Annotated in this window: 18 protein-coding genes; 15 read left to right on the plus strand and 3 right to left on the minus strand. The window is 38.9% G+C overall.

All coding sequences use genetic code 11. The features are described from left to right. Positions 1-50 precede the first annotated feature (50 nt). From hpsC to ACPZ3T_RS28975, 14 genes are all read left to right on the plus strand, one after another. On the plus strand, positions 51-1,076 hold the full coding sequence (hpsC, locus tag ACPZ3T_RS28910; RefSeq protein ID WP_490272864.1) for a hormogonium polysaccharide secretion pseudopilin HpsC: 1,026 nt from the start codon (positions 51-53) through the stop codon (positions 1,074-1,076). 37 nt (positions 1,077-1,113) lie between these two features. After that, positions 1,114-1,752 (plus strand): pilus assembly FimT family protein, encoded by a 639-nt coding sequence (locus ACPZ3T_RS28915; protein ID WP_490272866.1) that lies wholly within the window; start codon positions 1,114-1,116, stop codon positions 1,750-1,752. Between the two features lie 214 nt (positions 1,753-1,966). Next, entirely contained in the window at positions 1,967-2,944 is a 978-nt protein-coding gene (gene hpsE, locus ACPZ3T_RS28920) for a hormogonium polysaccharide biosynthesis glycosyltransferase HpsE (RefSeq protein WP_490272868.1), read from the plus strand. Positions 2,945-2,953: 9 nt separating this feature from the next. Then, positions 2,954-3,961 (plus strand): hormogonium polysaccharide biosynthesis glycosyltransferase HpsE, encoded by a 1,008-nt coding sequence (gene hpsE, locus ACPZ3T_RS28925; RefSeq protein ID WP_490272870.1) that lies wholly within the window; start codon positions 2,954-2,956, stop codon positions 3,959-3,961. Continuing rightward, positions 3,954-4,943 carry a glycosyltransferase gene (locus ACPZ3T_RS28930; protein WP_490272871.1) on the plus strand — a complete coding sequence of 330 codons (990 nt, stop codon included), beginning with the start codon at positions 3,954-3,956 and terminating at the stop codon, positions 4,941-4,943. Before hpsE (ACPZ3T_RS28925) ends, ACPZ3T_RS28930 begins: the two co-directional genes overlap by 8 nt. Positions 4,944-4,973: 30 nt before the next feature. Next, entirely contained in the window at positions 4,974-5,543 is a 570-nt protein-coding gene (locus ACPZ3T_RS28935; RefSeq protein WP_490272872.1) for a GspH/FimT family pseudopilin, read from the plus strand. Positions 5,544-5,609: 66 nt separating this feature from the next. Then, positions 5,610-6,248, plus strand: coding sequence for a TIGR04282 family arsenosugar biosynthesis glycosyltransferase (locus tag ACPZ3T_RS28940; protein WP_490272873.1), 639 nt, complete (start codon positions 5,610-5,612; stop codon positions 6,246-6,248). A gap of 334 nt (positions 6,249-6,582) precedes the next feature. Continuing rightward, positions 6,583-7,422 (plus strand): hormogonium polysaccharide biosynthesis protein HpsJ, encoded by an 840-nt coding sequence (gene hpsJ-B / locus ACPZ3T_RS28945; RefSeq protein ID WP_490272874.1) that lies wholly within the window; start codon positions 6,583-6,585, stop codon positions 7,420-7,422. Between the two features lie 127 nt (positions 7,423-7,549). Then, complete coding sequence (locus ACPZ3T_RS28950; RefSeq protein ID WP_490272875.1) at positions 7,550-8,422, plus strand: glycosyltransferase family 2 protein; 873 nt, start codon at positions 7,550-7,552, stop codon at positions 8,420-8,422. A gap of 759 nt (positions 8,423-9,181) precedes the next feature. Then, on the plus strand, positions 9,182-9,955 hold the full coding sequence (locus ACPZ3T_RS28955) for a DUF502 domain-containing protein (protein ID WP_490272876.1): 774 nt from the start codon (positions 9,182-9,184) through the stop codon (positions 9,953-9,955). Between the two features lie 221 nt (positions 9,956-10,176). Next, on the plus strand, positions 10,177-10,806 hold the full coding sequence (gene nusB / locus ACPZ3T_RS28960; RefSeq protein ID WP_490272877.1) for a transcription antitermination factor NusB: 630 nt from the start codon (positions 10,177-10,179) through the stop codon (positions 10,804-10,806). Positions 10,807-11,017: 211 nt separating this feature from the next. Beyond that, the gene (gene ftsY / locus ACPZ3T_RS28965; RefSeq protein ID WP_490272878.1) at positions 11,018-12,544 is read left to right on the plus strand and encodes a signal recognition particle-docking protein FtsY; all 1,527 of its coding nucleotides are present in this window, start codon (positions 11,018-11,020) and stop codon (positions 12,542-12,544) included. 789 nt (positions 12,545-13,333) lie between these two features. Then, a complete protein-coding gene (locus ACPZ3T_RS28970) occupies positions 13,334-14,725 on the plus strand; it encodes a PP2C family protein-serine/threonine phosphatase (protein WP_490272879.1) in 1,392 nt (463 codons plus the stop codon). 144 nt (positions 14,726-14,869) lie between these two features. Beyond that, entirely contained in the window at positions 14,870-16,093 is a 1,224-nt protein-coding gene (locus ACPZ3T_RS28975) for a M20 family metallopeptidase (RefSeq protein WP_490277407.1), read from the plus strand. 512 nt (positions 16,094-16,605) lie between these two features. Here the strand turns inward: ACPZ3T_RS28975 and ACPZ3T_RS28980 are convergent. After that, positions 16,606-16,833: a hypothetical protein gene (locus tag ACPZ3T_RS28980; RefSeq protein WP_490272880.1), complete on the minus strand. Its 228-nt coding sequence runs from the start codon at positions 16,831-16,833 to the stop codon at positions 16,606-16,608. Positions 16,834-16,952: 119 nt separating this feature from the next. Continuing rightward, positions 16,953-17,207: a hypothetical protein gene (locus ACPZ3T_RS28985; RefSeq protein WP_490272881.1), complete on the minus strand. Its 255-nt coding sequence runs from the start codon at positions 17,205-17,207 to the stop codon at positions 16,953-16,955. 387 nt (positions 17,208-17,594) lie between these two features. Between ACPZ3T_RS28985 and ACPZ3T_RS28990 the strand changes: the two genes are divergently transcribed. Beyond that, positions 17,595-19,934, plus strand: a complete 2,340-nt coding sequence (locus ACPZ3T_RS28990) for a tetratricopeptide repeat protein (protein WP_490272882.1) — start codon at positions 17,595-17,597, stop codon at positions 19,932-19,934. Positions 19,935-20,363: 429 nt separating this feature from the next. Here the strand turns inward: ACPZ3T_RS28990 and ACPZ3T_RS28995 are convergent, their stop codons facing one another. Then, positions 20,364-20,756 (minus strand): hypothetical protein, encoded by a 393-nt coding sequence (locus ACPZ3T_RS28995; protein WP_490272883.1) that lies wholly within the window; start codon positions 20,754-20,756, stop codon positions 20,364-20,366. Between the last annotated feature and the right edge of the window lie 161 nt (positions 20,757-20,917).

The raw sequence follows: 20,917 nt of genomic DNA on the forward strand, positions 1-20,917 counted from the left end.
CAACTGATTTATATCTATCCATCAATATCCAGTAAAGGGAAAACCAAAGTATGATGAGGGGATTAAAATTTCTACTTCAGAGTCAGTTGAAACGCTCCAAGGTCATAGACCCAATTGGTGGTTTTTCCTTGATTGAATTATTGGTAGCCATGATTCTGGCAGTCCTGGTCATTACACCCTTATTCGGCTTCATGATTAGCGTCATGAATACAGATAGACAGGAGCAAGCAAAAGTAACTTCAGAACAAGAAATTCAAGTGGCCTTAGATTACATTGCCCGCGACTTACAGCAGGCTATATATATCTATGATAGTGATGGTATTGATGCCATTAGGAATGAATTACCTAGTTCAAGCTCGACAGATAGAGTTCCTGTTTTAGTATTCTGGAAAAGAGAATTAATCGAACAAGCTATTACAGTGACAGGCACTGAAAAAGACGATACTTATGTATATTCATTAGTTGCCTACTATTTAATCAAAGACAGTAATACTACTTGGTCTAATGCTGCTCGTATCACCAGATGGCAAATGAAGGATGGTGTAGCTACAACGGCTAGTAGCGGAGTCTCATGTAATGGTTATACAGGCAAATATGTCAGCAATGATTATTGCCCTGATCCTGGTTTTGCTTTATTTAGTCTTGATGGAGCAGGCACAATACATGAAAAAATGAACGCCTGGAAAAGACTCAGCCAATATACTACTCAAGATGCTAGTGGAGCAGATGTGGTGAATGATGTCACTCCGGGAACGCCTGTAGTTTTAGTTGATTATATCGACCAGACAATACCAAACCCAACACTACAAATTACACCACCCCCAAAGATTACCTGTCCTACTGGCTCAACATTGGTAGCTCCCGATAAGACTAATTTTAATACCCGTGATACGTTTAAAATGACGAGTTTTTACGCTTGTGTTGATAAAGCTAACACCACAGCACAGATCTTTTTGAGAGGTAATGCGATCGCTCGCTTACAAAGCAATAACCTCAATTATGCCGATAACAAAAAAGCTTATTTTCCCAATGCAAGTATACGAATACAAGGGCGGGGATATTTATTTACTCAGTAAGTGTTGAAACAAATAGCATAATTTAAAGCATTGGATTATGAACAAAATACGTTTGAAGTTGCTCAAGATTGACACAAGAAATAACAAACCTAAGCTTTTATACTTGCCTAGTCGCTATGCTTTAACATTTGATCAACCAAATGCTGGTTTTAGCATGGTGGAATTGCTTGCTGTGGTCATGATGATAGGTATATTAGCAGCGATCGCACTACCTAGTTGGTCTGCTTTTGTCAATCGCCAAAGAATTAATAAAGTCAACGATGCTGTTTTAGCTTTAATACAACAAGCACAGCAGCAAGCTAAACGCCAAAAAATCAAGTATAGTGTTAGCTTTAAAGTAGAAAACCAAATTCCTAAAGCTGTCATTCATCCTGACTCTGAAACTCCTGCTTCTGATCGTTGGCAGCCTTTAGGCAAGGATATAGATATAAATCCCAGTCAAATCACACTCCTGACAAATCTCACCGCTAAGAATACAGCTGGTGCTTCTGTCAACTCCAGTCCTACTTATTTAAATACTCCACAAACTATTACTTTTGACTACATGGGTACTCTAGATTCTACCCAAACGGCTGGTTTCAAAATTGTTGTGTCTAGCAATAATCTGAAACGTTGCGTGATTGTCAAGACACTCTTAGGTGCAATATCCACCGATAAAGATAATGACTGTAGTTAAATTTTAAAGCAAAAAATAGTAAAAATACGGTACGAGAAACTGCTTCCTCAGCGCAAAATGGTCATATGGGGTACAGTTAGTTAGTGATTTTATATTGCCATTAAGTATTTCCTCACAAGCAATTGCTATTTAAACTAAAATCCTATCGACTAATTATTTACCAATTTATCAACCTCTAAAAACAGCAATTTAATTCAACTAAAACCTGCAAAAAATGAATGGTAGCTTAGACTTTAGTATTGTTATTCCAACTTACAATGGCGCAAATCGTTTGCCTGAACTATTAGATAGGCTACAAAATCAAGTTAACACTGAAAATATTACTTGGGAAATTATTGTTTTAGATAATAACAGTACCGATAATACAGCCGAAGTTGTACAGCAATACCAAGGCAATTGGCAATGTTCTCACCCTTTAAAATACTACTTTGAAGCTAAACAGGGCGCGGCATATGCCAGAAAAAAAGGTGTTGAAGTTGCTTTAGGTAAATTGATAGGTTTTTTAGATGATGACAATTACCCCACGCCAACTTGGGTAGCAGCAGCTTATGCTTTTGCTCAAAAATATCCTCAAGCTGGTGCATATGGTAGTCAAATTCATCCTAGCTGGGAGGTAGAACCACCAGCAGGTTTTCAGCGTATCAGTGCTTTCCTGGCAATTACAGAACGTGGAAATCAGCCATTATTTTATGAGCCGAGCAAAAAATTATTACCTCCTTCTGCTGGCTTGGTTGTACGTCGAGACGCATGGCTGAAAAGTGTACCAGAAAACCCCCTTCTTACTGGTAGAGTTACTGGTAATATGCTCACTGGTGAAGATTTAGAAATGCTGTGTCATTTCCAAAAATCTGGTTGGGAAGTTTGGTACAACCCAGAAATGGAAATTTATCATCAAATACCCGCATCTCGACTAAAAAGAGAATATTTAATTCCATTTTTTAGAGGTATTGGTCTTAGTCGTTATGTTACAAGAATGGCTAATGTTAAACCCTATCTCAAACCATTTATCATAATTGCTTATATGCTAAATGACTCTAAAAAAATCATCCTACAAATACTTAAGTATAGAAGCAAGATAAAAACTGATTTGGTCATAGCTTGCGAAACAGAGCTATTTGTAAGCAGTCTAGTGAGTCCGTTTTATCTCTGGAAAAACGGATATTTGCGTAAAGGTACACAAGTTAATCATTAATTTTATTGTATGCAGATTAAAATACCAGAAATACATGAAAATCTAGATTTTACCGTTGCAATCCCAACATGGAACGGTGCGGAACGTTTACCACAAGTTTTGGAGAGGCTATTAACTCAGACGGGAGTAGAAAATCTCAATTGGGAAGTCATTATTATTGATAATAATAGTAGCGATCGCACAGCCGATGTAGTCAAAAATTACCAAAACAAATTTAGTCAATTTCCTTTAAAATATGTTTTGGAAAGCAAACAAGGATTAGCATTTGCTAGATTAAGGGCTGTCAATGAAGCTAAAGGTGAATTTATTGCTTTTTTAGATGATGACAATTTACCGACACATGATTGGGTTACACAATCTTATCAATTTGGTAAAGCAAATCCTCGTGCTGGTGCATGGAGTGGTCAAATACATGGAGATTTTGAAGTCAAACCCCCAGAGAATTTTTCGCGTATTCAGGCTTTTTTAGCGATTCGAGAACATGGTCAACAAGCATATATATTCGATGCTGGTAATTTAAATCTTCCACCAGGTGCAGCACTTGTTATTCGTAAACAAGCTTGGTTAGCAAGTGTACCTGAGCAGTTAGTTTTGAAAGGCAGAATTGGCAAGCTAATGGTAGCTGGAGAGGATACAGAAGTCCTCTTATATATATATAAAGCAGGTTGGGAAATATGGTACAACCCTGCAATGCAAATTTATCATCAAATTCCACCCTGGCGGTTAGAGAAAAATTACTTACTTAAAATAGCTCGTGGTTGTGGTCTATGTATTTTCCAACTCAGACTCATAAACGCCAAGAAATGGCATTCACCAATAATTTTAATGAGAACCATTTTTGGAAATATTCGCAGACTGTTACACCATATTATCAAATATAAATATACCTTAAATAGTGATATGGTTGCACTTTTTGAACTGAATTTCTATTTGGGTAGTTTGTTAAGCCCTTTGTATTCATTAATATTCTATACAAACAACTTATTTAACAAAAGTCCAAATTTAAATCATGAATGATTTCCCAACTAGTAAACCACTAATTTCAGTAATTATACCTGCTTACAATTGCGAAAAAACTATTACAGAAACAATCAATTCAGTTTTACAGCAAACTTACAGTAATTTTGAATTAATTGTAATTAACGATGGTTCACAAGATGCAACTCTAGATATTGTTTCTAAAATAAAAGATTCACGTCTTCGGGTATTTTCTTTTGATAATGCGGGTGGAAATGTTAGCCGTAATCGTGGTTTACATCTTGCACAAGGAGAATTTATTAGTTTTTTAGACGCAGATGATATTTGGACATCTGAAAAGTTAGATTCACAACTAGAAGCATTACACAAAAGTGTTAATGCTCATGTAGCTTATAGTTGGACTGATTACATTGATGAAGCAGGTAATTTTTTATTATCAGGTGCGCGGATTACAGCTAGTGGAGATGTTTATGAAAAGTTATTAATCAATAATTTTTTAGAAAATGGTTCTAACCCTTTGATTCGCAAGGAAGCTTTAATTCAGTTAGGTGGATTTGATGAAGCCTTACAGGCTGCTCAAGATTGGGATATGTGGTTAAGATTAGCAGCTAAATATTCTTTCGTAGCTGTACCAGTTGTACAAATTTTATATCGAGTTAGCAGTAATTCTTTATCTTCTAATTTAAAAAGACAAGAAAAATATTGTTTACAAGTTCTTGATAATGTTTATAAAATAAGACCAGTAAGCAATATAAAGATTTTAAATCTAAGTAAAAAAAACATATATAAATATCTAACCTGCAAGGCTTTACAAGAACCTTTAAATAGGCAAAAAGGTATAACAGCCTTGGCGTTCTTAATTAGATATATTATTTATAATAATCAGAATTTAAAAAACATTAATTTTACAATTAAATTATTTTTGAAAATTCTTTTAATAATTACATTTTCTCAATATATTTCTTACAATTTACTGACTAAAATTAAAGCAGAAACCAAAAACAAGGTTTTTCATCTTTAGCTACTCAATAAAAATTCTTGCCAAGTGAGAATGCCTATCCCGGTGCATCTGTTATTTTTAGTGAAAAAAAACAATTACTTAAATCGTCATTCTAGTAGTGGTTTCACATTACTAGAAGTATTAGTAATAGTTGTATCTATAGGTATATTAGCAACTTTGGGATTACCTAACTGGTTAACTTTTGTCGAAACCCAATCTCTCAAGAAAGCCCAAAACGAAGTTTATAGTGCAATGCGACAAGCTCAAAGTCAAGCTAGCAAGGAAAAATTGACTTGGCAAGCCAGCTTTCGCCAACACGATGGTATAGTTCAATGGGCAGTTCATCCTGCTACCACTAGCCCCACTCTTGCTACTTGGAATAACCTGGACTCTACTATCCGACTAGATGACGAAACAACTTTACAGCAGTCAAATGGTGTCAGACGCATTCAATTTAATTATTTAGGGAGTGTGAGACAACCCCCTTTAGGTAGAATTACTTTATCTACTAAGTCTGGGGGTAAAATTAAGCGTTGTGTGTATGTTTCTACTATCTTAGGTGCTGTGCGAACTGCAAAGGAGAATACTAAAGCTAATAGTAGTGGTGATTATTGCTACTAAAATGGATTTATGGTTTTTGGATTTCTAAAAAAGGTTTATGTAATTATTAGGAATATTTAGTATTTTGTGAAATCATTGAGTATTTTAAAACAGCACCTAATTATATTTACTCGCTATCCAGAAGCGGGGAAGACGAAAACCCGACTGATACCTGTCTTGGGTAGTGCTGGTGCGGCTAATTTGCAAAGGCAGATGACTGAGTACACTTTATCTCAGGCGCAAGCATTGCAAAATACCGTATCTATGGAAGTGCGGTTTGTAGGTGGTGATTTGCAACTGATGCAAGAGTGGTTGGGTTCTAGCTTATTATACCAGTGTCAAGGAGAAGGGGACTTGGGGGCAAGGATGGCGCGATCGCTCTTTGATGCCTTGGAACAAAATGCGGCAGCAGTCGTTATCATCGGTACTGATTGCCCCGAAGCTAATACCCTGATTCTTGCTCAAGCCTTTACACAACTGCAAACTGTTGATTTAATTTTAGGCCCAGCAGCTGACGGAGGTTATTACTTAATTGGTTTGCGTCGTTTCATCCCCGAACTGTTCATGAATATTAACTGGGGAACTGCTGAAGTTTTACAACAAACTCTAGATGTTGCTAAAAAACTTAACATTTCCTATGTTTGTTTACCTACGTTGTCTGATATAGATCGTCCAGAAGATTTACTGATTTGGCAAAGAATATTAGATCAGCTATCACACATCTAACTTGCACTTTTTTTGTGTTGACTGTTAACTATTAAAAGTTAACATTTCACAATACTCATAACTAACTGTGTAATTTAAAAGCTGAAAACTGAGAGACGCTAAGATTGACAAAGGTAATAGATTATCAATTACCGTTGTATCTTACAATACCCTATTTTTAATAGGACACCATAGATAACAAATGCTACTGTAGTGTAGTTTGCCACAAAATTCTATCTGCTTCATCTTAATTATATGCAGGCAGATTCAGATGACAAACAACATTATGGGAACAATCTTCCAGTAACTTTAAATAGGATGATCATTTCTGAGTTGAATAAAAGTTTGCACAACTATGGTTAATCGTTTTAATTCCGCCAATGCTGCTCTCACCCTTAAAGTGGTGGGAATAATATTAATTGTGTCCTTTTTACTGGACTTTTTGATTTTGTTGTTTCCGTTCCAACCCACGAATAGGATATGGCAAATCAATGTTGTTACTCAAGTAGTTGACCGAGGTATTGTCCCCTTAGTGGGTGTGGGAGCTTTATTTACTGGTTATTGGATGCAGGAAGCTAGTGATAACCCCAAAGGTTTTGACTTCAGATTTCCTGTGCTAATACTGTCTAGCATTTTAGGTTTAATGTTCTTGCTGTTTTTCCCCTTGCACCTTAACAATGTGCGACAAGCTAGCACCCAAACCGTAAATCAAATCAACCAAGATGCACAACAGGCAGAAAACCAACTCCAAAATCAGTTATCCCAATTTCAAGCCCAAATCAACAACGAACAAGGCAAAGCGCAGTTAGAACAATTACGCGCCCAAGCCAAAGCTCAGTTTACTGAATTACTGCAAGATGAGCAAAAATATCAAGCGGCACTAAAGAATCCCCAAATTCCAGCCGCGCAAAAAGAATTGCTCAAGAAGTTTAAAACTAATCCCAAAGAACTTGATCAGTTTATTGCCCAGCAAACAGATCCTCAAGGGTTAGCGAATCAAAGATTAACTCAAATTCGCCAGCGCAGGGATGATGCTTCTAAACAAGCTAGAGATAATGCTTGGAAATCTGGCATCAGAATTGGCATTAGCAGCTTACTCTTGTCTATTGGTTACATCATCATTGGTTGGACAGGTTTAAGAGGTATGGGTGCTTTTCAAGGTGGCAAACCCAAAGGTAAAGTCCCAGCCCGTTAATTTACAATTCACTTAGGCAGTATAAAATATTAAATAATTTTTCATAGTTTATACTGCCTTTTACTAAATATTGATCTGATAATAAAAACATACTTAGGATTTAGTAAAATTACTATACATTTAGAAAATGTTCTCCATTTACATACTCACATATAACGAAGAATTAGATATTGCTGCTTGTATCGAGTCGGCGATGCTCTCCGATGACATTATTGTTGTAGACTCATGCAGTAGCGATCGCACTGTAGAAATCGCCAGTCGCTATCCAGTGCGGGTTGTGCAACACGCCTTTGAGAGTCACGGACGACAACGGACTTGGATGTTAGAGACTCTCGCCCCCAAACATGAGTGGGTATATATCCTCGAAGCCGATGAACGGATGACACCGGAACTATTTGCTGAATGTGAACAAGCAAAGCAAAACCCAGACTATATTGGCTACTACGTTGCTGAACGGGTGATTTTCCTCAATCAATGGATTCGCCGCAGCACTCAATACCCCCGGTATCAAATGCGGCTTTTCCGTCATGGGAAAGTTTGGTTTACAGACTATGGGCATACTGAACGGGAAGTGTGTGATGGCGCAACCAGTTTCTTAAAGGAAACCTATCCTCACTACACTTGCAGTAAAGGTTTGAGCCGTTGGATAGAAAAACATAACCGTTATTCTACTGATGAAGCCAGGGAAACTTTGTATCAATTAGAAAAAGGTCAAGTCAACTGGGGAGATTTAATTTTTGGCAAGTCGGAGGTTGAGAGACGACGGGCATTAAAAGATTTGTCTTTGCGTCTACCCGCTAGACCTTTACTGCGCTTTTTATATATGTACTTTATTTTGGGTGGTTGCTTAGATGGCAGGGCTGGGTTAGCTTGGTGTACCTTACAGGCTTTTTATGAATATCTCATCCTGTTGAAAGCCTGGGAGATGAAACACATTCCCACACCTACCCTAGCTGCACCTGTAGCAACAGAGCAAAAAAGCTCATTGGAAGTAAGTTAGACAATTTCCGAAGCACCTTAATAGGGGATTGGGCATTGGGCATAAAAAAGTCAAAATATTTAGAAGAATGCCTGCAATTTGTTCGTGAAACTCGCTCCAAAGCTCAATTTTAATGACTTTATTAGAATCCAGCAAGCTCAATCTTTCCAGCTAGAATCTTGGCTGTAGCTGTGTATTTGCTGCACAAGAGCCTACACAACTATTGATGATTTTTTGAGTTGGCAGTCCCTGATCAACTGATTGATAATTGATGATTGCCATTTCTTAATGTTGAATTTGGAATTGGGAATTTTGCATGGGGATGAGACTCAGCTACTGAGATTTCCTAACTGTCTGAGTAACTCAATTCAGGCTGAGTTTATTTAGTTGTTATGATAAGTTAAAATTTTTAAATACCATTCTCAGAAAAATTACCTTTCCTTGGTTGTAAATTAGGAGCAAAAACTGTGCTAATTACTGCACCTTGCTGGTTCTGCCGGCATTAGCAGCTTTTCCATCAGCGCGATAGGATAATTAATATCTCCGATATTTGCAACAATCGTTTACAACTCCTACAAAGAAAAGTAACAACCTCACAAACCAACTGGCTATATTCCTAGTTGGGATGTGCCTATTTGCACTTGTGCAAGCAAACACCTAGTTTCCTAGTAAATAGGGCATTTTGTCATGGCAAAGACTCAACTACTCGTCATTGTAGGCAGTAACTTGCGGTAAAAAATACCACAGGGGATGTCGGAATCATTGGACAAATCTAATGTCATGAATACGAAGAAAGAAATTTCCACTATTCTAAAGAAGGAGAATAGGGGCTTGGGAATTGACCGTCTAAAACAGGACTTGAAAAATGACTTAATTGCCGGGTTGTTGGTAGTGATTCCACTAGCGACGACTATCTGGCTAACGATTACCATTGCTAATTGGGTAATCAACTTTCTGACTCAAGTTCCTAAACAACTAAATCCCTTTGATGGGTTAAACCCAATTCTAGTAAATTTACTGAACTTGGCAGTAGGGCTAGCAGTACCATTACTCAGTATTTTATTGATTGGGTTGATGGCGCGCAATATTGCTGGGCGGTGGTTATTAGATTTTGGTGAGCAATTTCTACAAGCTATTCCCTTGGCTGGCCAGGTATATAAAACCTTAAAACAGCTGCTGGAGACACTACTGAAAGACTCCAATAACAAATTCCGTCGAGTCGTGTTAGTAGAGTATCCCCGGAAAGGGATGTGGGCGATCGCCTTTGTGACAGGTGTGATTGGGAATGAAATTCAAGCCCAAATGCCACGCCCAATGTTAAGTATTTTTATCCCCACTACTCCTAACCCCACCACAGGATGGTACGCCGTAGTTCCAGAAGATGATGTTGTCAACCTGTCCATGTCGGTGGAAGATGCCTTTAAAGTGATAGTCTCTGGAGGGATTGTCACCCCAAATACACCCTTACCGCCACTAGTGATTACCAAAGAACAAAAACTAGAAAAATCAACTAGTGACCGCCAGCATCCCATTATCCCTATCGAAGAAACTTAAATAACAGTGCTGGGTGAACAGTTATCAAGGCGTTCGCGCGAGTGTTTCACCAACGATAAACACATCACTCTTGACTGATAACGGATAACTGTTAACTGATAACTGTTAAAAACAATCCGGTAAATTTGTAGCCAAACAGAATAATATGGTTGTTTGGCTCAATTAAAATTGATAGATTTGTAACTCTGAAATTAAATTACTACTGAAACAGTTAAAATTTTATGCAAGACCGTAAACCACAACAAATAGCCCGTGAACTGGCACTTTTAAGCCTGAGCCAGTTACCAGTCAATCCCAAAAAATTGACTGAAGAACAATTACCCAAGCTAGTTTTAGCTACAGTCCGTACCCTCAGATCCGAAGTACAAGATACCTTAGATAACGCCTCTGGGGAGTTACAACGCAGTCATGATCGCCTGTTAACTAGTGAAACTCGCGCCTCCGATTTGAATATGGCTCGGACTATGCTCAAAGAAGCGATCGCCTCTACTCAAACCGCCATCAATCAGTTAGGCGCAGCTCTAGAGTTCCCCGAATTAATTCAGCTAGCCAATCAAGATCGGGAAGTTGGGAAATACGCCATCAAACTGATCCAAACCATTAGTGAACATCGCACAATCATTGATGAACATATTTCTTCAGCTTTGGTAGATTGGCAAGTTACCCGTTTAGCCCAAATTGATCGGGATTTACTGCGAATTGCTGTGGCAGAAATGCTATTCTTCCAACTTCCAGATCGAGTAGCAATTAATGAAGCTGTAGAACTAGCAAAACGCTACAGTGGAGATGAAGGCCATCGGTTTATTAACGGTGTTCTGCGCCGATTCACAGAACAAAAACAACCTGCATAGTTTTGATTTGTCGGTACTGTACACAGCCGACAAACCTAATTTGATCACCATGTGGTAAGTTTTGAGTTGGCAGTGAGGAGGAAGAGCAGGTGCGGATAACCCGCAGGTTTTCACACCAGATTAGAGTCAGAAGTTAAATTAAAATCATAAACTTCTTAACTCGTAAAGCCTTAACTTCTCTCTCACAGAAAAACTCACACCGCTAGCTGCAATGGTTTTTAATTGGTTCAATCGTCAAGATAAAAACTCCCCCAATACACAAGCCGGAGAAACACCTCCCACCCCAGAACCCCAACCAGAGTCAGCCGCAACGTCACCAACAACAGCCGACGCTGCACCCGACTCAACGGCCGACTTGTTGGCGTTTGCTAAAGCCGCTTATAAAAATATTCAAGAAAAACAACAGCCTCAACCAGACTCAGCCGAGGCCACACCTGAAGTTACAGAAACTACCCCAGAGCCAGAAAAAGTTACGGCAGAGTCTCCAGAAGCAATTGTGACTACTTCAGAAGTTGTAGAAGACTCTGTTACCGTTGTTGACACACCACCAGAACCAGAAATTGCTCCAGAAACCCCAACCCCTGCCAATTTATCCTTTTTAGAAAGGGCAGCAGCCGAACAAGCAGCCAAGCAAGAACGACTGATTGCCAGTGCGATTGAAGTACCTGAACCCGAAGTAGTGCAGCCAGAAACAACTGCACCAGAAGCAGGAGAAACAATTCCTGGGCTGGATTTTGATGAAGGATTTGTGTGGTCGGCCGAAGTATTAGCATCACAAGGCAGACGACCAGAAGATATTTCTATTGAAGAAATTACCTGGCTGAAAAAACTGCGGGAAGGATTAGATAAAACCCGTCGTAGTATCCTCAATCAACTGAAAGCAATTGTGGGGCAAGGGCCACTCAACCAAGCGGCTGTGGCAGAAATTGAGGCCTTACTGCTGCAAGCCGATGTAGGTGTAGAGGCAACAGATTATATTATTAATGCCCTTCAGGAAAAACTGCGGTCAGAAGTTACACCACCAGAACAAGCGATCGCATATTTAAAACAAATCTTGCGGGATATGCTCGAAGCACCCCTCAAGACTACCCATACAGCCAGCTTTGCCCCCGAAAAAGATACTCTGAATATTTGGTTAATGACTGGGGTGAATGGTGCAGGTAAAACTACCACCATCGGTAAAATTTCTCACCTAGCCAAAAAATCTGGCTATCGCTGCTTAATTGGTGCAGCCGATACTTTCCGGGCTGCCGCAGTAGAACAGGTAAAAGTTTGGGGTACAAGAACTGGTGTAGAAGTTATTTCCAATCCTGGTAAAAATACTGACCCCGCAGCCGTGGTATTTGATGCGATCGCAGCTGCTCAAGCCAGAAACACCGAACTCCTATTAGTGGATACCGCCGGCAGATTGCAAAATAAGAAAAACTTAATGGATGAACTCAGTAAAATCCGGCGCATCATCGACAAAAAAGCCCCTGATGCCAAAATTGAATCTCTGTTAGTTTTAGATGCCACCTTGGGTCAAAATGGATTGCGACAAGCTGAAGTCTTCTCCCAAGCAGCCCAACTGAGCGGCGTAGTCTTAACTAAGCTAGATGGAACTGCTAAGGGAGGTGTTGCCCTGGCAGTAGTACAACAGCTAGGCTTACCCATCCGTTTTATTGGTGCGGGGGAAGGCATGGAAGATTTACGACCTTTCTCTAGTTATGAATTTGTTGAAGCTCTTTTGAGTGGCTAAGAGTGCTGGGTAAGAGGCAGGGGGCATATCAATTCAAAATTCAAAATTCAAAATTCAAAATTGAGGAATATTAGGGTAGGGGTGTAAGGGTAGGCTGTTGACTTTGTTGAAATTTGGGCGGTTTTTAGTAATTTGGTACGCGATGTTTAATTTGTGCCTCAAAGCCTTCTCAAAACACAGTTTCAGCCATCGTAACTACGCACATTTTTTGCATGGACAAAATCCCAAAAAAGGTACAGAGTCAACAGCCTAGTGTAAGGGTGTAGGGGTTAGTAAAACTGGCAAAAAACCTACACCTGTCAGGCAGGGGGCAGGGGGAGGAAAAAATCAGTGAGAACTTTTACAACTGTCAACTGCTATTTTTGCTCAAACTCATCACTAATAATCCACTTTGCTGTGGGATAATGTGTTTTTTTGGCATTTATGTGTTATCAACATCTATAGTTCTTTTTTTAGTTGAGCAAAAACCCTCTAGATAGTTCGGAATTTCGGTGTCTGAAGATGTATGATTTGCTAGTTAAGATATGCAAGTGTTAAGGCTTTACTCACACAGAAGGAAAATTACGGATTTTTACGGTCAAAGTTCTGCCGAAAAATACATTTATTAATATTCTTCTGTTGAGATATAACTTTGATCACCGAATGTCATACTTATATCGAGTTATGTCTTACGTCTTTTTACTCTTGCTAAAGTGACAAATCTTGACTCAATATGGTTTAGCAATTTGAAGGCAAAAATTGTATAAGTAATCTAATGTCTATTTTTCCAGTGCGATAGTAACTTTAACTGTGTCTCAAGTGCCATTTCAACCTACTGAAAACAATCATAGTGCTACTACAGCCGATGTCACACCAGTTGTAGCACTCAAAGAACTTGTGGCCAGGTTGCACCGAGAACAGAATAAAATTCAAGATTTGCTCAGTTCCTTGGGATTTGCCCTCAGAAGCTTTAATAATTTGAATCAGTTTTTGGAACTGATTCCGTTAATGGCCACAAGAGTTACTGACGCTGATGGCAGTGCATTGTTTCTTTATAAGCCTAATGGTCAAATTAGATTAGAGCAGTTGCATTGGCAGGATAGTCGCCAGCGCAAAAACATCCGTAAAGCTTTAGAAACTGCTAGTAGTCAAGTTTCCCTGGCCGCTAATAGCGCACCTCTAGCCACAGCAACCGGGATTTTAGACGCGCAGATGCACCACCACCTGGGGCCAGATGTGCAGATTTTCGGCACAGCAATTTTAGTTAAGCACACAGAACGGGGATGGTTATATGTACTGAGCCGCGACCCGGAATATAGTTGGACAGAAACTAGACAAAAGTTAGTCAGGCTAGTAGCAGACCAAACGGCGGTAGCAATTGAAAATGATGAATTAGCGGTAGAACTGAGAAAAAAAGAACGTTTAGACCAAGAATTAGAAATTGGTGCGGAGATTCAAAGGCGACTGCTACCCCGTCAATGTCCTGCTATTCCTGGTGCTGTGTTGGCAGCACGGTGTAAACCTGCTAATCGTGTAGGTGGAGACTACTATGATTTTATTCCCACTAATCACAATCAAATGTATCCTCACATCATTACCAGTAGTCAGAATGGGGGACGTTGGGGTTTAGTAATTGGGGATGTAATGGGTAAAGGTGTGCCTGCTGGTTTGATTATGACGATGATGCGGGGAATGCTACGAGGTGAAGTTTTGCATGGTAATTCCCCTGGGGGAGTGTTGCAAAACTTGAATCGAGTCATGTATGCGGATTTGGAAAATTCCCACCGCTTTATCACCTTATTTTACTCGGAGTATAATCCCCAAAACCGTGTTTTATCTTATAGCAACGCCGCACACAACCCTCCTTTATGGTGGCACGCAGCGACAAAAACGATTACTCGCTTAGATACTTTGGGAATGTTAATTGGCTTGGATGCCAATAGTCAGTATGAAGATGCCCAAGCACAGTTAGAGCCTGGGGATACCATTATTTATTATACAGATGGTTTGACGGATGCGGCGGCGGCTAGTGGCGATCGCTTCGACGAAGAAAACTTTATTGCTGCCTTCCATACGGCTTGTAGATACTGTACTAGCCCCCAGGAAATTGTGGATTACTTATTTGATCAAGTACAGCAATTTATTGGCCCTGATAGACAAAATAATGATGATATGACTCTTGTGGTTTTGCAAATTCAATAATGGGCATGGGGCATTGGGCATTGGGCATGGGAAGATATTTATGCAAGAGGTCTAATAAGTTGCATATTGGGTTAGTGAACTTTTTGGTGTTCGCTAACGATAAACTGAGAAAATAACCCAGTTGTGCGCCAAAACATAGTTGAGATGGTTTCTAGCTTTCCTACTCCGGCTTCCCTTGACTTATCCCGTGTGCGTTTAGCAATTCGCGCATTACAACCACAGTTGGTAGAATGGCGACGGCGATTACATCAACAACCAGAGTTAGGTTTTCAAGAACGGCTAACGGCTGAGTTTATTGCTGATAAGTTACAAACTTGGGGAATTGAGCATCAAACTGGCATCGCTAAAACGGGTATAGTAGCAACGATTACAGGGACAAAATCCCCCAGTCCAGATTCCCCAGTGTTGGCAATTCGCGCAGATATGGATGCTTTGCCAATTCAAGAACTGAATGAAGTACCTTATTGTTCCCAACATGATGGTATCATGCACGCCTGCGGACATGATGGACATACTGCGATCGCTCTGGGAACAGCTTATTATTTACAAGAGCATCGCCAGGATTTTGCGGGTACAGTAAAAATTATCTTCCAGCCTGCCGAAGAAAGTCCAGGGGGCGCAAAGCCAATGATTGAGGCTGGAGTGTTGAAAAACCCTGATGTTGATGCAATTATCGGGTTGCACCTGTGGAATAATTTACCCTTGGGAACGGTGGGAGTCCGCAGTGGCGCATTGATGGCGGCAGTAGAGTTATTTGACTGTCAAATTTGGGGTAAAGGTGGACATGGTGCAATACCTCATCAAACCGTTGACTCTGTGGTAGTGGCTGCCCAAATTGTCAACGCTTTACAGACGATTGTGGCACGGAATGTCAACCCCATTGATTCTGCTGTGGTGACTGTGGGCGCACTCCACGCCGGGACAACTTACAATGTGATTGCGGATACAGCTACGATGAAAGGAACAGTGAGGTATTTTAACCCCGCTTTCCAAGGCTTTTTTCATCAACGCATTGAACAAATTATTGCCGGGATTTGTCAAAGTCACGGGGCAAAGTATGATTTACAATATTGGTCACTGTATCCCCCTGTAATTAATAATACGAGGATTGCGGAATTAGTGCGATCGGTTGCCGAGGAAGTTGTTGAGACACCTATGGGGATAGTCCCAGAATGCCAAACTATGGGCGGTGAGGATATGTCATTTTTTTTACAAGAAGTTCCTGGTTGTTATTTCTTTGTGGGTTCTGCTAACCCAGAAAAAGATTTAGCCTATCCCCATCATCATCCCCGGTTTGATTTTGATGAAACTGCCTTGGGAATAGGTGTAGAGATATTTATTCGATGCGTAGAGAAGTTTTTTAGTTAATTTGACTGTGAATGTTTTTTATATTACTCGTATCTACAACCAAAGACATAATTGATAGAAATATGCCGGAAATTTGTTGCTTGATACTTGATTTTAAAGACTTAATTGCTAACAATACAAGAGGGATTTAAGAATCTCATAGTCAATTTCGATCATTTGACCCTTCTACCCTAGTCCGCTCAAGCGGGCTTTTTTTATGGATAATGATTTACTAGCTTTTTTTGCAGGTGTTGGTTTATTAATTGCGTATCTCATTTTTTCAGCCTTAACGGAAATGGGTACAAAATTTCCTTGGAAGAAGTAAAAAAATGTAGAAAAGGTTCGTAGTAAGGACTTTAGTCCTGATTTTCTCTGTACTAAAGTGCTGATACCGTTTCTTGATGTAGCTTGCCTGGCGTAGCCATAGATGCACTTTATTTTGTACTGTAGAGACGTTGCATGCAACGTCTCTACATCATTTATTTAGAGCAACTTCATAGAGAATTGGTATGACTACAAACCATCATATCTGACTAACGCAAGGATTCAAAAATTACGGTGACTGCAACTAAACAAAAAACTATGATTCCCAAGGGTACAAATAAATGTTGTAAAACATAAATCAGTAGGGGAATGATGTGTAACACGCCTAAAGCATTAGACAGAGCATAGACAATAGAAAACCCAAGGAACATTAACAAAAAGTACTTTAACGACCTAGAAGCAACACGAAATAGCATGGTATCTTGATTGGTATTCATACTGCACTCCTGAAAATAATGGGAGAAAAATGTTTGAGAGAGGTGACAGAGAAAAAGGCATGATAATTTTCTTCCCTGACACCCTTACACCCTTATACCCCTACACCCTTTTTTCCTAACTACTCGCTGATAATTTCTGACTGTTGCATTTCTTGTTGCTGATTGGGATAGTTTTGTCTTTCTATAGCAATGATGAGTTGAAATGCTGCAAATAACATTAACAACAGCAGGAAAAAAGAACCAAAACCAGAGTATTTATTGATTTCTCGCTCAACACCACATTTAAGACAAACGTACCGATTTGGGTTCTTGCTATCTTGAGCAAATGGACAATAACTGTGATTACAATCGTGACGACAATCTTGATTTAACATTGTTGAAACTCCTGTAGAGTGGAAATTTACATACTATTTATCAACACTCTCTACAGAATCCAGTTAGTTAATATTTATTGCCTATTTAGTATCTGCTACTGTTATTCAGTTTTGCTAGAAAATATGGGTTATTCAGTTATGATTGCTCAATATTTAATTAAAAGTAGTAGCAGTTTATATCTTTCCTCAACCACATTCACTTGGCAATTAACCTAACTTGCCTGTATTGATTACAAGAATAATACAGTTTGATTTAGTTTGCAGTCGGATTCAGTAAGTTAAGTATTTTCCACTTGGTAGGAAAAAGTAGTTTGTGGTATGGGAATAAGGCGAGAATTGGTGAAAATATGAGTATAATAAACCAACAAGGATACAGACTATTGATCGATGGGTGCAGAAGAAGCTTTAGAGCTTTTGGATAAGTTGGTGTTTGATCACACAGGGAAACGTCTTGATACAGTTCAGAGGATCATCTTACGTTCTGCGTGGGAGGATAAAAAACAGACGTATCAAGATATGGCTGACAATTGCGGCTACACGGAAGCACATTTGAAAGCAGTAGGAGCGGAACTGTGGCATATACTTTCAGATACAGTGGGGGAAAAAGTCTCGAAGTTGACTTTTCACGCAGTTGTGGAGAGATTCTGGAGATCCCAAGTATCTATAAGACCGACACCTATTTTAAATCCACCGTTCAACAATAGCAACCCACAAGCACCAGATTATAACTTTGTGGGACGCGATCGTGAAATTGTTGAACTTAATTCCCTAGTCAATCATGGGGCAAAAATTATTCTGATTCAAGGGAAAGGTGGTGTTGGGAAAACTACCTTAGCGCGTAAGTATCTCAAAACTCAGGGTTTTTATCTGCTGGAATTATGGATGGCGAAGGAAAGCCAAAATATTGTTTCCGTGGAAAGTGTCGTTGAGGAATGGTTGCGGGGATACTTCAACGAAGAACCAGGTAAGGAATTTGGTATCAATCTTGACCGACTGCGGCGCAAACTCCGGGATGAAACCAGAAAAACAGGAATATTAATTGATAATCTGGAATCAGCTTTAGATAAACACGGTTGTATTATTCCTGAGCGTCGTTCCTATATAGAATTATTAAGAGTTTTAGCAGATCCTACAGTTCAATCAGTCACATTAATTACCAGTCGAGAACGCCTCTATGAATCTGGAGTTGATGTCAATTTTTATGCTCTCAAAGGGTTGGAAGAGTCGGCTTGGCAACAATTCTTTACAATTCGTCAGATCAAGGGAAGTGTAACTGCATTGAGCCAAATGTGGCAAGCCTTTGGTGGTAATGCGAAGGCGATGCAAATTATCAGTGGTGTAATTGTGACGGATTTTGATGGCAATGCAGATGTTTATTGGCGAGAAAATTGGGATGATTTATTAATTGAAAGAGAGTTAGAACATTTAGTTTCGAGTCAATTTGAGCGACTAGAACAAATGGACAAGGAAGCTTATAAACTTCTGTGTCGGTTGGGTTGCTATCGTTATCAAGATATAAATCATGTCGTTTTACAAGGACTCCAATGTTTATTGTGGGATGTACCAGAACTGCAATCAAAAAGAGTTATCAAATCTTTATTTGACCGTTTATTGATAGAATATCGGAAAGGGAAATATTGGCTACATCCGGTGATTTGTACGGAGGCGATCGCTAGATTAAAGCAATGCGGAGAATGGGAAATTGCTAACCGTAAAGCTGCTGAGTTTTGGAATACTAGTGTTACGAAAATTGAAGACCATCAAAATGCGCTGACTGCCCTAGAAGCTTATCATCACTATATAGAAATTGGTGATTTTGAGCAAGCTGCCAATGTGATTATTCAAGGTAGGCAAAATAAATGGGATGATGTTCTATCTTTAGGAGTATTATTTACTAGGCTTGGTCTATTAGAAACATTGATTGCTGTGATCAATCCTTTAATTGAGAACTTACAATCAGAATGTCATTTGAGCATATTGTATAACATCTTAGGACGAGCCTATCACCAAATTGGTAACATTTCTGTGGCGATGGATTGTCACCATAGAGCCAGCGAGATATCTACACAATGTGATTTTTTTCAAGAGAAAGTATCAAGTATTTTTAACTTGGGTTTGTGTGATATAGATTTATGGGAAGTGGAACGAGCTAAGTATATTTTAGAGTCAGTAAAAAAATTGGTAGCTAATCAGAAAAATTATTATCAATATGTTGTATATTCTTTATGTTGTTTAGCTTATTTAGAATCTTCCATTGGTGATCATGATCATGTAACTTCTATGTTAGAAGAAATACATAAAGGATTATTAAACCATAGATTAACCTCGTGGGGTCGAGGAGTGAGTTTATTATTTATCAGCTTAACCTACAAAAATTTAGGACAAATAGAAACGGCTTTAGAAAATTGTAACCAAGCAATTACCCATTGCCAAAACAATGGTTTTTCTTTTTTAGAAGCCAGAGGTATATCTTGTTTAGCCTCTTTGTATCGAGAACAGGGAGAGTTTGCAGTGGCGATAAATAAACATCAAGAAGCTATTAATAGCATGATCAAAGTCTCTGATAAATGTAACTTAGCTAAAGCATACTATCAGTTAGGTTTAACTTATCAAAGAATTGGTGATATCAAACAGAGTGAGGATAATTTTAACAGAGCGATCGCACATTTTCATGAGATGCCAGCACCTAAACAAGTTGAGAAAGTGAGAAGGGCAATGTCAAAGTAATCAATAGTCAATAGTTTTTCTAACCTAAACTCCTAAAAAAATGACTAAACCACCAGATAACCACATTAAAATTGATCCGGGAACTCTAGTTCTCATCGTTTTTGCTTTAATACTTTTACCATTGCTATTTTCTGGTTTTTTCTGGCAATAAATTAACTCAGCAAAAAAAATCTTCACACAACTCCAAAGCCTCCTGTAGAGAGGTGATGAATTGCGTCTAATTATCACCTCTTATCCACACCAATATGCGTCAGACACCAAAAATCTGTTTACTTCCACCATTTAATAAGTCTGACGCACCCTACAATAATACAATACATATTGAATGTCACACTTACGTAAGTCCTAATAATAGTATTCTCATCGAGTTTGTTATCAGGACTAAAGTCCTTACTACGAACTTGGAATTATTTTTACTACTCTACGAATTTAGCCAAAAAATTTCCTGACAAATCGCAGAGAGGCGATAATTACATCTATTCGGCGTTGGGTTTGAGATGCAGTTTGCACTTCATGTAAGATTTTCTGCATTTCAGTTAAATTTTCTTGATTAATGCCAATGATAGTTGAACGCAGAATAGCAGCATTGACACTATCAAGAGCTTTTCTACATTCCTTTTCTGCTTCCCTTAACTTCTTTGCTTGCTCCCAATTACTATCCATACGTGCATTGATTAATTCAAATTGCAACTGTGGCAAAATAGTTTCTAAATCTGATACGGTTTGATGAAGTTGTTCTATATCTATTTCTGAGTTGGGAGTAATATTAAATTGAGAAACTATAGCTTGTAGTTTATTTATAATTTCATCATTATTTGACATAAAAAGTTCCTCAATTCTTATATATCTTATGAATTTACAAATTATTGCCTATATTCTACAGGAATTGTTAACAGTTAAGAATAAAAAATCAACAAGTTTTTAACTGCGTAGATAACAATGTCAGAACTTACGCAAGTGTCACAATTGATGGTTGGTGCGTG

This window comes from Aliinostoc maniaoense (assembly GCF_058172895.1).